We start from the raw sequence: 12,743 nt of genomic DNA, 5'->3' as shown, positions 1-12,743 counted from the left end.
CATCCCTTGACGCGCGCGGTGGAGCCATTGCAGCAGACTTCGACCGCGCGGCAATCCGCGGCCCCTGCGTTGCCGTTTTACACCAACGGCATGCGAATCGGGTTGCTCGGCGGCTCCTTCAATCCGCCGCACGCCGCGCATCGGGCCATCAGCCTGTTCGCAATCAAGCGGCTGCGGCTCGACCGGGTCTGGTGGCTGTTGACGCCGGGCAATCCGCTGAAGAGCCACGACGGCCTGCATGCGCTCGCCGAGCGAGCCGCCGCCGCACGGCAGATGGCAGATGATCCGCGCATCGACATTAGCTGTCTCGAAGCTGTCATCGGCGTCAAATACACTGTAGAGACGATCATCCACTTGCGCCGCCGCGTCTCCGGCGTGCACTTCGTCTGGATCATGGGCGCCGATAACCTCGCGCAGTTCCATCGCTGGAAAGACTGGCGGCGCATCGCCGCGGATGTGCCGATTGCCGTGATCGACCGACCGCCGCAAAGCTTCCGCGCCCTTGCCGCGCCTGCGGCGCAGGCGCTCGCCCGTTACCGCATGCCCGAAAATCAGGCGGCTCGCCTCGCCGATCAGCGTGCGCCGGCATGGGTTTTCCTGACCGGCATGAAATCCACACTGTCTTCGACCGGCCTTCGGAACCCGGACGGGAGCTGGAGGACGGCGTGAGATGCATGAGGATTACTGGAATATTGAAACCGTTAACCCCACATGCGTAGTATGGTGTGTGGACGCTGAGGATTCGGCATCCACGATACAGTGAAAGGAATGGTCCCTGGCCACATCTGTATTGTCTAAGTCTGTTTTACCCAAGGTTCCCAAGACTGCGCGTAAAACATCGACAAAAGCCGCGGCCTTGAAGGCGCAACCCGACGCCGACAAGACGCTGAATCTGATCCTCTCCCGCCTTGACGATATGAAGGCGGAAGAGACGGTCACCATCGACCTTCGCGGCAAATCTGCATATTCCGACTACATGATCATCACCTCGGGCCGGGCCAACCGGCACGTGGGCGCGATCGCGGAAAATGTGACGAAGGGCCTGAAGGAAAACGGGGTCAAGAGCATCCACGTCGAGGGTTTGCCCAATTGCGACTGGGTGCTGATCGATTCCGGCGACGTGATCGTGCACGTATTCAGACCCGAGGTGCGGGAGTTCTACAATCTCGAGCGATTGTGGACTCAGAACCCGGCGGTCGCGGCGGTCTAAGGCGGATCGAAGCCGATGCGAATCGGCTGCGGCGCAGCTAAATTGCGCTGATGCATCTTGTTGTGATCTGCATCGGCCGCCTGAAGCAGGGCCCGGAACGGGAGCTCGCCGAGCGCTACCGCGAGCGCTTCGATGATATCGGCCGTAAGCTCGGCTTTCGCGGCCTCGACGTTCATGAAATCGCGGAAAGCCGCGCGCGCGACGCGCACACGCGGATGGCCGAAGAGGCTGCTTCGATCGCGGCGCTGTTCCCGGAGAAACATGTGTTTGTGGCACTCGACGAGCGCGGCAAGAGCCTTGATAGCGCAAGCTTCGCTCAGCAGCTTGGCCGCTGGCGCGACGAGGGAATCGCAAATACTGTCTTCACGATCGGCGGCGCGGACGGACTTTCGCCTGAATTGCAGCGCAACGCTAACTTGCGCATTGCGTTCGGCTCGGCGACCTGGCCGCATCAGATGGTCCGCGTCATGCTTCTGGAACAGATATACCGGGCCGCCACCATTCTGGCGGGCCACCCATATCACCGCGCCTGAGTCGCGGCGGATTGACGAGCGCTGAATAGATCGGATGCAGCACAATCGGGACATGCCTTTTCGATCCGACGCTTTTCGTCGCGGTCGGCCTCCTGCCTCGCTTCCGTTCGCAATCGCGCTGCTCCTCGCGATATCGCCGACATCGGCGCGCGCGCAAGCCGCGCCGCCGGAGCAGCAGGCTGAGGCTGCGACGACATCCCCCGACTCCATCAAGCAGCGCGAACAGGAGCTGGAGGCCGCGCGCGAACAGCAGCGCAAGGCGAGCGAGTTGCAGGAGAAGCTGAAGGCCGACATCGCAGCGATCGGCCAGGACCGCAGCAAACTCAATCAGCAGCTCATCGACATCGCAGGCCAGGTGCGCAGCGTCGAAACGCGAATCGGCGACGCCGAAGCGCGCCTGCAGCCGCTCGGTGGCCGCGAGCGCGAAATCAGATCATCGCTCGACTCGCGCCGAGCCGACGTCATCGAGGTGCTCGCCGCGCTCCAGCGCGCAGGAAGACGTACGCCCCCGGCGCTGCTGGTGCGACCTGAGGACGCACTGCAGTCGCTGCGCACCGCGATGCTGCTCGGCTCGGTGGTCCCGGAATTGCGGGTCCGTGCGGAGAAGCTCGCGGCCGATCTCGGCGAACTGGTCGCGCTGCGCAAGACCATTTCGACCGAGCGCGATGCGCTGGCGCGCGATCGCGACAAGCTCAGGGATGACCAGACCCGGCTCGCGGCGCTGGTCGACGAACGGCAGCGGCAGCAGAGCGCCGTCGAAAAGGATATGGAGGCGGAAGGCACGCGCGCCATTGCGCTGTCGAAGCAGGTGGACAGCCTGCAGGGCCTGATCGCCAAAATGGAGCAGGACCTCAAGAGCGCGGCCAAGGCGGCGGCGACGGCCAACCTCCAGGGCACGCCCGCCACGGTTAACGGCAAGCCGAATCTTGGGGGATTCAAGGATCCGGCCCGACTCAGCCCGGCGGTGGCCTTCGCCTCGGCCAAGGGCCTGTTCGCCTATCCCGTGAACGGCACCAAGATTCGCGATTTCGGCGGTTCCGACGGTGCGGGTGGCGCACAAAAAGGCATTTCTTTGGCAACCATGGCCGGTTCGCAGGTCACAACCCCGTGTGACGGCTGGGTTGTTTACGCTGGTCCCTTCCGCAGCTACGGACAACTCTTGATCCTCAACGCCGGGGGCGGGTATCATGTCCTGATCGCCGGTATGGAGCGCATTTCGGTAAATATCGGCCAGTTTGTACTTACGGGGGAGCCGGTCGCGACCATGGGGTCGACATCCCTGGTCGCGTCCATTCTCGCGACAAATGCGAGCCAGCCAGTGCTCTATGTCGAGTTCCGTAAGGACGGCACTCCAATCGATCCAGGCCCATGGTGGGCCGCAAATGAAGGCGAAAAGGTTCGCGGATGATGCGCAAGACTTCTGTAATTCTCCTCAGCGCCGCTTGCGGCGCGGCACTGACGCTCTTCATCACCCAGCCCCGCGCGGTGCTGATGGGATCGAGCGCGCGTGCCGCGACGTCAGACACCTATCGCCAGCTCAACCTGTTCGGCGACGTGTTCGAGCGCGTGCGCAGCGACTATGTCGAGAAGCCCGACGACAGCAAGCTCGTCGAATCCGCGATCTCCGGCATGCTGTCCGGCCTCGATCCGCACTCGAGCTACATGGACGCCAAGAGCTTCCGCGACATGCAGGTGCAGACCCGCGGCGAGTTTGGTGGGCTCGGCATCGAAGTCACGATGGAAGACGGCCTGATCAAGGTCGTCTCGCCAATCGACGACACCCCGGCCTCAAAGGCTGGCATCATGGCCAACGACATCATCACCACGCTTGACGACGAGGCGGTGCAGGGGCTCACCCTGAACCAGGCGGTCGAGAAGATGCGCGGCCCGGTCAATACCAAGATCCGGCTGAAGATCATCCGCAAGGGCCAGGACAATCCGATCGACGTCACGCTGGTGCGCGACAACATCCGCGTCCGCTCGGTGCGCGCGCGCGTCGAGGCCGACGACATCGCCTATATCCGCATCACCACTTTCAACGAGCAGACCACCGAAGGCCTGAAGAAGGAAATCGCCAATCTCTCGAGCCAGATCGGCGACAAGCTGAAGGGCTACATCATCGACCTCCGCAACAATCCGGGCGGTCTGCTCGAGGAGGCGGTCACCGTTTCCGACGCGTTCCTTGAGCGCGGCGAGATCGTCTCGACCCGCGGCCGCAACGCCGATGAAACTCAGCGCCGTGCCGCGCATGCGGGCGACATGACCAAGGGCAAGCCGGTCATCGTGCTGATCAATGGCGGCTCGGCGTCGGCCTCCGAAATCGTCGCCGGCGCGCTGCAGGACCACAAGCGTGCGACGCTGGTCGGCACTCGCTCGTTCGGAAAGGGCTCGGTGCAGACCATCATTCCGCTCGGCTCCGGCAACGGCGCGCTGCGTCTTACCACCGCGCGCTACTACACGCCGTCGGGCAAGTCGATCCAGGCCAAGGGCATCGTGCCTGACATCGAGGTGCTGCAGGACGTGCCGGACGAGTTGAAGGCGCGTACCGACACCAAGGGCGAAGCCTCGCTGCGCGGCCATCTGAAGAACGACGGCGACGAGAAGACCGGCTCGCAATCCTACGTGCCGCCGGACGCAAAGGATGACAAGGCACTGAAGATGGCCGATGACCTCCTGCACGGCATCAAGTCGACCGCCAGTTCCGCGCCGCCCCCCGGCGCGGCGGGCGACAAGGCCGCCGCCGACAAGCCGGGCAACAAGGCCGCGAACTGATCGCCAGAACCCGCTAGCGGAAGGGCAGCCCTCGGGCTGCCCTTTTTGCTTGTGGGCCGGCGGCCTCCGGCATCGAGACCGTGCTTTGACGGGTTGGCAGCGCGCATGGGAACGCGCCGCGGCGTGCTATCTTCGCTCTGCTGATTCGGGGAGGGGCATGGCAGAGGCGGCCGACGAACTGAGCACGCCGCTCGGGCAGAAGACGGCGGGCAAGACGCGCCGGATGCGGCTGCCTTTCACCGCGATCCAGGCGTTTGCCGTGCTCCTCGGCCTGGTGCTGGTCGCTTTCGCCGGCGTCGCCTTGTTCAACGACAATCCGCTCGGCGGCGAACCGGTCGCCCATATCGCGATCCGCAAGGCTTCGTCCCCCGGGACGGACGACAAGCCTCAAGCCGGACATTCCGAGCATGCGGCCAAATCCGTCTCCAAACCGCCAGCCGCGGCCGGAGAAGCGAGGACCGTCACCATCATCGATGGCTCCAGCGGCAAGCGCCAGGACGTGATGATTGGCGCTGGCGACGCCGCCGACAAGCTGGACGGGGATGCACCCGCCCCCATGATGACCGGAATAGACCAGCGCCTGCTGGAAAAATCGCGCTACGGCATGATTCCGGTGGTCGCCGACGGGCTGAAACCCTTCACCGTCTACGCGGCTGATGCCGACCGCACCAGGGCCGCCAAGATGCCCGTGGTCGCAATCGTGGTCGCCGGCCTCGGCGTCGGCGCAGCCAAGACCACCGAGGCCATTATGAAACTGCCGCCGGCGGTGACCCTGGCGTTCACGCCCTATGGCGCCGACCCCGGAAAGCTGGCGGAGCGCGCGCGGACGCAGCGGCATGAGATCCTGCTGCAGATCCCGATGGAACCATTCGACTATCCCGACAATGATCCGGGACCACAGACGCTGCTGACGACGCTCAACGGCGAGCAGAATCTCGACCGCTTCTATTGGCACCTCAGCCGCCTCCAGGGCTACGCCGGAATCGCCAATTTCATGGGGGCCCGCTTCGTGGCCACCGATCCGGTCATGCAGCCGATCATCCGCGAGGCCGCCAAGCGCGGCCTCGGCTATTTCGACGACGGTTCCACGCCCAGGAGCGTCGCCCCCTCGCTGGCCGCAGGCCAGGCTATCCCGTTTGCCAAGGCCGATTTCACCATCGACGCGGTGCCGACTTCGGCCGAAATCGACCGGACGCTGGTCAAGCTGGAGACGCTCGCCAAGGAACGCGGCACGGCCGTGGGCGTCGCCTCCGCCTTGCCGGTTTCAATCGAACGGCTATCGGCCTGGATCAAGACGCTGGACTCCCGCGGCATCATGCTTGTGCCATTGACAACGGCGATGCTGAAATCAAAATCGAACTAGATCAATCTGTTGGCGCAACGTAAGCCTGCGGGGCCGAGTCGGGTAGCTTAGGAGCGTGCGAGGTAAGGACGGCATGGCACGTTATGAGGAGCTGCCCTATCGGACCTGCGTCGGCATCATGTTACTCAACGCGGCCGGTCTGGTCTTCATTGGACGGCGCGCCGGTGGAATAGAGCATGTCGACGAGGCTCATGTCTGGCAGATGCCCCAGGGCGGGGTCGATCCCGGCGAGGACACGTTTCAAGCCGCCAAGCGCGAGCTCTACGAAGAGACCAGCATCCGCTCCGTGGAGAAGCTCGGCGAGATCGCCGATTGGCTGATCTACGACATCCCGCGCACCATCGCCGGCCGCGCCTGGAAAGGGCGCTATCGCGGCCAGCGCCAAAAGTGGTTCGCGCTGCGCTTCACCGGCAAGGACAACGAGATCAATGTGGCGAACCCTGGAGGCGGGCACAAGGCGGAATTCATCTCCTGGCGCTGGGAGCCGATGAGGAATCTCCCCGACTTGATCGTACCGTTCAAGCGACCGGTCTATGAGCGTGTCGTGCAGGAGTTCGCCACGCTCGCGGCCAAATAACCTGCCGCGCACGCACCGCCATGTTCTTCAGCAAACCCTATCGCCCCAATGTGGGCATCGCGCTGTTCAACGCCGAGGGACGCGTGCTGATCGGCCATCGCTTCAAGGATGATGGACCGGAGATCGTCCTGCCCGGTCTCGAATGGCAGATGCCGCAGGGCGGCATCGACGAGGGCGAGGATCCGCGCCAGGCGGTGATGCGCGAGCTCTGGGAAGAGACCGGCGTGGTCAGCGCCGAGTATCTCGGCGAGACCGACTGGATGACTTACGAATTCCCGCTCTATGATGGACCCTCGTCGCACCGGCTCGCGAAATTCCGCGGGCAGCGGCAGAAATGGTTCGCGCTTCGCTTCATCGGATCGGATGAGGAAATCGACCCGCTGACCTCGCGAAACGATCAGCCCGCTGAATTCGATCAATGGCGCTGGGAGCGCCTCGACCGTGTCGCCGATCTCGTGGTCCCGTTCCGCCGCGACGTCTATCTCGCGGTCGCAGCACGCTTTGCGGCATTCGCGAACTGAAGCGCGAAGAGATCAGGATGGACCATCGTCGCGCAGACAAGCCGGTCAATCCGGCATCCAGGATAGTGGGTTAACGAGAACTGTTTGATATCGCCCGGGCAAGGGCTCGGCCGATGCAATCATAACCTTCGGCCGTATTATGTAGTCCGTCCCAGGACACAAGCGCGCCTTGAGCAACGCCAGCGTCGATCGAATTTCGCATCAGCGCGAAGCGAGAAAACAGTCCGACACGTTCCTGCTTTGTGACATCGGCGATGATGGCCTCGGCCGTCGAGTGGTGGGCCGACGCAAGTACCATTGGTGCATATTGCAGGTCCATGAGCACTACGTCGGTAGATGCTGCCTTGAGCGCCCTTACGCCTTCAACAACCCTGTTCTTGAGGAGTTGGTCCGGCCGATCACCCCAGACCACGTCATTGGTGCCCAACTGCCATACGACGAGATCGGGCCTGTGAGCGAGAACGTCGCGTTCGAACCGTGCGATGCTGGACTGGATTGTGTCGCCGATTCGACCGCTGTTGACGACACTGATGGTCGCGTTTGATCTAAGTCTCAAGAGTTCTCGGCGCATCACCTCGGGATAGGTCGCTGCCGACGCAAGCACCCAGAGCCCCACGGTCGAGGATGAGCCGATGGCCACAATCTTCAACGGCTCATTGGACTTCAAACGCTCTGCGGTGCGGGGCAACCGTACACCCAGCGAGAGACCGGGATTGGCCGTAAGGCATCTCTCGGCGGGAGACGCTTCTCGTGCCTGCGGACGCACCTCGCCGGACGTTCCGGCAAGCATGACGGCACCGACCGAAGCCACTTTGGCAGCCCTGGCAGTATGATACAAGATACCGGTAATGGCCCGCGGAAGGAGGGTGAAACGACTCAATCCGCATTCCCTTGGTGATTTGGCCGAATTCCTATTGACAGCCATCGCTGCTAGACGTTCGCTGGTTGATGATTGCAATTATAAATCGAGCGAAAGCTGCGCGGTCCGAACTCAACAGGTTGCGGAAAATTCGAAGAGTGCGCAGGTGGAATTAATGACAAGAACCGCCGTCTCCAAGAGGCTGGTGTTCCATGTAGGCGGCTATGATCCAATCACGCCGTATGCTGGGGCGCAACGTCGCTTTATACGCGAAATCGCGAGATTTCAGACTGCCTGGTCAGTGAAGGCTTCAATCGGCGGTCTGCACGATGGCGCCGACCAGACGAAATGGAGCGTGACGACGTCTGGCCCAGATTGGCAGGTCGAAGTCGATTACCGGCTGGTTCGCTGGGACGATGTAATCGAGACCTTTAGCCGTCGAACGATTTTCTGGCGCATTCCGCTCGGCATCATTGCCTTTCTGGATTTCGTCGTGTCCGGCGCTCTCTGGGCTTATTTGCGGACCAATTGGCACTACGCAGGTTTCTTTCTCTATCCATTCGTCATGTTCGGAATCCTGGCACTGGTCTCATTTCTCGTCGGCATGTTTGCCGTAAAGACCAGCGGTTCGATTCTTGTCGGCATGATCGCAACCGTCCTGGTGCTCGCGGCACTTCTGCTTGGACCCTGGCGCTGGTTGCACCTGGGCGCACTATTCGACGATTGGATTTTTTCTCGCGAATACGTTCGAGGGGGTAATTCGATCCTCGAGCAAAGACTGGACAGACTGGCCGCGGAGATCGTCGCAGCGGCGAGTGACTGCGACGCGGACGAAGTCCTGGTCATCGGTCATAGTCTTGGCGCTGTACTGGCAGTTGATCTCCTTGATCGGGCATTGACGCTGGACCCGGCTCTCGGTACGCGCCAGACGGCGGTCACGTTTCTCACGATCGGATCGTCCGTACTCAAGATCGGGGTGCACAATGGAGCAGGCCGCTTTCGCGCGGCGGTAGCGCGTGTCGCGCGGTCGCGTGGCATCTTCTGGGGGGACTATCAGGCTCGCGTTGACATAATGAACTTTTACAACATCGATCCTATGGCTTGGATGGCGTTGCCCCCGGAAAACGGCCCCGTTATCAGGCTTGTCGAAATTGGTCGAATGCTGGAGCATGCCACGTATCGGCGTATTCGCTTGAGGTTCTACCGATTGCACTGCCAATTCGTTAGCGGAAATGACAAGCGCGCATCGTACGATTACTTCATGCTGACATGCGGACCGGTGTCGGCCAGATCGCAGACGCTTGCTCCAGACGGCGCCGTTTCGATGATCGGGGAGGACGGAGCGCTTGTCGGTTCGCCGGCTTCCTCGGGCGAGCCGTTAGCTGAGCCGGCGTGGCGGACCGGTCCAAGATGACGCCGACGCTCTCAAAGTTCGTGTTTGTTATGCTGGCGATCGGATGGTACCTCATTCGCTACGAACACGCGCGCCGTTCCCGTCGCGAAAAGATTCGACGGAGCGACCGGGGTCCCCGGGAAACCGCGTTGCTGCTCATATCCCTTACCGGACTTGGTATCCTGCCGCTTGTCTACGTTGCGACGGGCATTCCTCATTTCGCAGCCTACGACTTCCATCCCATCCAGGCCTGGCTGGGTCTTTTCGCCGCGATTGCTGCGTTGATCATATTTCACCTGACGCATCGAGCACTGGGCCGGAATTGGTCGATCAGTCTCGACGTGAGGGAACACCACCAACTCGTCACGGACGGCATCTATCAGCGAGTCCGACACCCCATGTATTCGGCATTCTGGCTCTGGGCCATTGCTCAGGCATTGCTGCTGCCGAATTGGGTTGCTGGCTTCTCCGGCCTGATCGGCTTTGGAATCTTGTTTTTTGGCCGCGTCGCGAGGGAAGAGCGAATGATGCTGGAGACTTTCGGCGACAGCTACCGCGTTTACATGGCGCGGACCGGCCGCATTTTCCCCTCAATCTTTTGAAGCGGGGTCCCCTGCAATAGCGAGTCGAGGAACGCGAGCATCCATCCGTCTGATTTCGTGCCCTTTTTGCAACTCCTGGCAAAAAAAGGGCCGCTCGGTGGGTGGTTTGGGACACTGTTTATTGGTCTGTAGCAAACGTCGGGTTACTTTCGCGTCGGTCAGATGACAGCAGGAGACTTCGATGTTGAAATTCGCAATCGCTGGGACTGCCCTCTTCGCGTTTATTGGGACTGCCGTTGCCGCGGACCTTCCGCGTCCTCAACCGGTCGTCCAATCGGCGCCAATTGGCAAGTACCCGGTCGGCAAGTACCCCGTCGGCAAAACCCCCGTTGGCAAGTACCCGACCGCAGCGGCCCCGGTCGTAACCAAAGGTTAATCCCAAGGGTTAACCCTAGGGGCATTCGACAATCATGTGTTTTCGGCCCTCGACGAGGCCGAAAACACGACTGTTTGGTTGCACAGACAACAACTGTGTGTGTTGGGACTATGGGAGTTTAAGGTGGCGCGAGCGAATCGGAGACCGCCCGGTCTGGCGTTTTTGGTTGGAGCAAGCTTCTTCGTCGCCTGTGTAGGCTTGGGAAGTGAAAGCAGCAGCGCCCAGCAGATGGCGGCGAACCCGGATCCCCTGCAACAGCGGGACACTCCGCGCAAGCCAGCGGTGAGGCTCTCGACAACGGCCAATGCTGCGCCGAGCGACTCACCATCCTCGACAGAGGTGAAGCCGGTTCGAAGGTCCGCTTCGGTAAAGGGACCTTACTACGTGGATTTTCGTGCCCGCACAGCAGCATCATACGGTCATGCGTTTGTGTGGTACGGCAAGACGAGCGAGAGGCAGGTCGAAGTTGCCGGCCTTCACCCCGCAGGCGATACGGTGCCCTATGTGCTGGGACACCTTATGTTTGTGCCTTCGGAGACTGGAGCGAGCTATGGTGACCTTGATGTCCAATATCTCACGGCCAGCTATCGAGTCTATTTGAGTGAAGCTGACGCCAAGAAGGTGTTTGCCCATATCAAGCATCTTCAGGCGACCTCGCCGGTGTGGAATGCGGAGACCACCAACTGCACTGCCTTCATTGGCCGCATAGCCAGTTTCATGGGGCTGAAGACTCCCTTCCATTTGATGAAGCCTGAAGAATACGTAAATCAACTCAGAGCGCTAAATGGTGGACGTCAAACGGCTCAGCTGGCTTCCGACAACTAGGTTTTGCGTCGTCATCGCGCTTTAGCCAGACTCTAAAGCGCGATGTGATCAGATGAATATCACCGCGCTTTAGTTTAGTTCGGCCCGACCGTGAACGGGCCGATTGCGATTACACGGCAATCGCTGTCGTGCATGACGCAATCGGTCAGGGCCGCGTTGACCGCAGTCTCTTCGTTGGCCGCACGCAAACCGAGCCCCGGCCGCCCTCGCGTACCGACGGCAACGGCGTTCCAGCCCATCTCGGCGTCGGCAAGCTTCTGCGCAACGTGACTCCGCTCGCCTGGCGTGATCACCGAGCTGTCCGAGGCTCTGAAGAATCCGGTCGCGCGCAGCGTGGCCGGAATCGGCACGACGAAGACGTCGTCGACCGCCACGATCATGCAAGGAACACCGGCGACGGCGCCGCAGCTCTGCAGGTTCCGTCGCGCCGATTCCTCGAGCGTTCCTATGCCGGAATTGAAGAAGAGCTGGCCACCCGGACCGAGGGCAATCGATTTGGTTTTGCGGGCCGCGGTGAACTGGCTCTCCAACCGGGTCCTGCTCTGGTCGCGCACCAGCGGTACGTCCTTTGCCGCGAACGGCTTTTCAATCAGCGAGTCGTACCTGATCCAGGGCAACGGCGGCAGCGGCGGATTGCCATGCGCATACACGATGGTGTTGCCGACAGCGTAAAGTTCGCATTTGCGCGGTGTGCTCGAACTGTCGGCGCGCTTCTGGCACTGCTCGAGCGCCGTCGTCTTGGCCGCATCCTCACTCGACTGCCCCGCAATCCAGCCCACGAAGCCGTTGATGTTGATGGCCACGGCCTTCGAATCGCTCGCACCGGCATATTCGTTGGCAAGAATCGCACGGGAACGATCGCTGACAAAAGGCACACTCCCCGCGGCGAATTTCTCGCCGGGTGAAATCGATGGCGGTCCGGGCGGCGGAGGCGACGGCAGCGCAGTTGCGGCTGCGGTTGGTTCTGACGCAGGCTGCGACATCGTCGACGGCGTCGCCGAGTCCGCTGCGTGGCTCTCGACGGCGACGGGCTTGACCGCCGGCGTCTCCAGCCTGCCGTAATAGAGATAGCCGCCGACGCCAATCAGAGCCAGCAACAAGAGACTTGCGGTGATAGGCCACATCCAGCGCGACGATCCGCCAGCTGCCGGCTTGAGGGGCTTCTTGACCCGCGGAGTCGCGTAAGTGCCGTCCTCACGCCGCATCGTCACCATGAAGGCGTGCACGGGCGTCGGAATGTTCTTCACCTCCTGCGCACCGATTTCGGCGAACTGCACCGACAGTTTATTGACGACCTGCTCGTGCACCGCGCGCGAGACGCAAATGCCGCCGACCTCGGCGAGGCCCTCGAGCCGCGCGGCGCTGTTGACACCATCGCCGAGCAGATCGCCGTCACGCTCGACCACATCGCCGATCGTGATGCCAATGCGGAATGCCATCTGCCTGCTCGGCGGATAGGCCAAGTTGCGCGTACGCAGGCTCTCCTGGATGTCGATCGCGCAGCGCACCGCTTCGACGGCGCTCGGAAATTCGGCGAGCACGGCATCGCCAGCGGTATTGAAGATGCGCCCGCCGTATTTCGCGATAAAGTCGTCGGTGACCTGACGGTATGAGGCGAGCCGCCGCAGCGTCTCCTCCTCGTCCTCCGCGACCAGTCGGCTGTAGCCGGCAATATCGGCCGCGAAAATCGCCGCGATCTTGCGTTTCATGCA

Annotated in this window: 13 protein-coding genes; 11 read left to right on the top strand and 2 right to left on the bottom strand. The window is 62.0% G+C overall.

Going from position 1 to position 12,743, the window contains the following annotated elements:
• Window positions 1–6: 6 nt before the first annotated feature.
• The 8 genes from JQ553_RS19785 to JQ553_RS19750 all read left to right on the top strand — a co-directional run bounded on the left by JQ553_RS19785 (window position 7) and on the right by JQ553_RS19750 (window position 6,976).
• The gene (locus tag JQ553_RS19785) at window positions 7–669 is read left to right on the top strand and encodes a nicotinate-nucleotide adenylyltransferase (protein WP_283817268.1); all 663 of its coding nucleotides are present in this window, start codon (window positions 7–9) and stop codon (window positions 667–669) included.
• 187 nt (window positions 670–856) lie between these two features.
• Window positions 857–1,210 (top strand): ribosome silencing factor, encoded by a 354-nt coding sequence (gene rsfS, locus JQ553_RS19780; RefSeq protein WP_212501681.1) that lies wholly within the window; start codon window positions 857–859, stop codon window positions 1,208–1,210.
• Window positions 1,211–1,260: 50 nt separating this feature from the next.
• On the top strand, window positions 1,261–1,743 hold the full coding sequence (gene rlmH / locus JQ553_RS19775; protein ID WP_212501680.1) for a 23S rRNA (pseudouridine(1915)-N(3))-methyltransferase RlmH: 483 nt from the start codon (window positions 1,261–1,263) through the stop codon (window positions 1,741–1,743).
• Window positions 1,744–1,795: 52 nt separating this feature from the next.
• Entirely contained in the window at window positions 1,796–3,151 is a 1,356-nt protein-coding gene (locus JQ553_RS19770; protein ID WP_212501679.1) for a murein hydrolase activator EnvC, read from the top strand.
• The gene (locus tag JQ553_RS19765; protein WP_212501678.1) at window positions 3,148–4,515 is read left to right on the top strand and encodes a S41 family peptidase; all 1,368 of its coding nucleotides are present in this window, start codon (window positions 3,148–3,150) and stop codon (window positions 4,513–4,515) included. The genes JQ553_RS19770 and JQ553_RS19765 overlap by 4 nt, the downstream gene beginning before the upstream one ends.
• Before the next feature lie 157 nt (window positions 4,516–4,672).
• Window positions 4,673–5,878, top strand: coding sequence for a divergent polysaccharide deacetylase family protein (locus tag JQ553_RS19760; RefSeq protein ID WP_212501677.1), 1,206 nt, complete (start codon window positions 4,673–4,675; stop codon window positions 5,876–5,878).
• A gap of 73 nt (window positions 5,879–5,951) precedes the next feature.
• The gene (locus JQ553_RS19755; RefSeq protein WP_212501676.1) at window positions 5,952–6,455 is read left to right on the top strand and encodes an RNA pyrophosphohydrolase; all 504 of its coding nucleotides are present in this window, start codon (window positions 5,952–5,954) and stop codon (window positions 6,453–6,455) included.
• A 20-nt stretch (window positions 6,456–6,475) separates the two neighbouring features.
• On the top strand, window positions 6,476–6,976 hold the full coding sequence (locus tag JQ553_RS19750; RefSeq protein WP_212501675.1) for an RNA pyrophosphohydrolase: 501 nt from the start codon (window positions 6,476–6,478) through the stop codon (window positions 6,974–6,976).
• Window positions 6,977–7,046: 70 nt separating this feature from the next.
• Here the strand turns inward: JQ553_RS19750 and JQ553_RS19745 are convergent, their stop codons facing one another.
• Window positions 7,047–7,856: an SGNH/GDSL hydrolase family protein gene (locus JQ553_RS19745; RefSeq protein ID WP_249144430.1), complete on the bottom strand. Its 810-nt coding sequence runs from the start codon at window positions 7,854–7,856 to the stop codon at window positions 7,047–7,049.
• Between JQ553_RS19745 and JQ553_RS19740 the strand changes: the two genes are divergently transcribed.
• The 3 genes from JQ553_RS19740 to JQ553_RS19730 all read left to right on the top strand — a co-directional run bounded on the left by JQ553_RS19740 (window position 7,843) and on the right by JQ553_RS19730 (window position 11,031).
• On the top strand, window positions 7,843–9,249 hold the full coding sequence (locus JQ553_RS19740) for a hypothetical protein (protein ID WP_212501674.1): 1,407 nt from the start codon (window positions 7,843–7,845) through the stop codon (window positions 9,247–9,249). The genes JQ553_RS19745 and JQ553_RS19740 overlap by 14 nt on opposite strands.
• Window positions 9,246–9,830: a protein-S-isoprenylcysteine O-methyltransferase gene (locus JQ553_RS19735; protein ID WP_212501673.1), complete on the top strand. Its 585-nt coding sequence runs from the start codon at window positions 9,246–9,248 to the stop codon at window positions 9,828–9,830. The genes JQ553_RS19740 and JQ553_RS19735 overlap by 4 nt, the downstream gene beginning before the upstream one ends.
• A gap of 499 nt (window positions 9,831–10,329) precedes the next feature.
• Window positions 10,330–11,031, top strand: a complete 702-nt coding sequence (locus tag JQ553_RS19730; RefSeq protein ID WP_212501672.1) for a hypothetical protein — start codon at window positions 10,330–10,332, stop codon at window positions 11,029–11,031.
• A 74-nt stretch (window positions 11,032–11,105) separates the two neighbouring features.
• On the opposite strand, the gene JQ553_RS19725 is transcribed toward JQ553_RS19730, so the two are convergent.
• Complete coding sequence (locus JQ553_RS19725) at window positions 11,106–12,740, bottom strand: adenylate/guanylate cyclase domain-containing protein (protein WP_212501671.1); 1,635 nt, start codon at window positions 12,738–12,740, stop codon at window positions 11,106–11,108.
• Window positions 12,741–12,743: the final 3 nt, after the last annotated feature.

Source organism: Bradyrhizobium lablabi (assembly GCF_018131005.1).
Taxonomy (GTDB): Bacteria; Pseudomonadota; Alphaproteobacteria; order Rhizobiales; family Xanthobacteraceae; genus Bradyrhizobium; species Bradyrhizobium lablabi_D.
This window is presented reverse-complemented; position numbering and strand designations above follow the sequence as displayed.

Excerpts from the sequence above, each read along its gene's own strand:
- rlmH (WP_212501680.1), top strand. The coding sequence starts at position 1,261 with ATGCATCTTGTTGTGATCTGCATCGGCCGCCTGAAGCAGGGCCCGGAA.
- JQ553_RS19770 (WP_212501679.1), top strand. The coding sequence starts at position 1,796 with ATGCCTTTTCGATCCGACGCTTTTCGTCGCGGTCGGCCTCCTGCCTCG.
- JQ553_RS19765 (WP_212501678.1), top strand. The coding sequence starts at position 3,148 with ATGATGCGCAAGACTTCTGTAATTCTCCTCAGCGCCGCTTGCGGCGCG.
- JQ553_RS19760 (WP_212501677.1), top strand. The coding sequence starts at position 4,673 with ATGGCAGAGGCGGCCGACGAACTGAGCACGCCGCTCGGGCAGAAGACG.
- JQ553_RS19755 (WP_212501676.1), top strand. The coding sequence starts at position 5,952 with ATGGCACGTTATGAGGAGCTGCCCTATCGGACCTGCGTCGGCATCATG.
- JQ553_RS19750 (WP_212501675.1), top strand. The coding sequence starts at position 6,476 with ATGTTCTTCAGCAAACCCTATCGCCCCAATGTGGGCATCGCGCTGTTC.
- JQ553_RS19735 (WP_212501673.1), top strand. The coding sequence starts at position 9,246 with ATGACGCCGACGCTCTCAAAGTTCGTGTTTGTTATGCTGGCGATCGGA.
- JQ553_RS19725 (WP_212501671.1), bottom strand. The coding sequence starts at position 12,740 with ATGAAACGCAAGATCGCGGCGATTTTCGCGGCCGATATTGCCGGCTAC.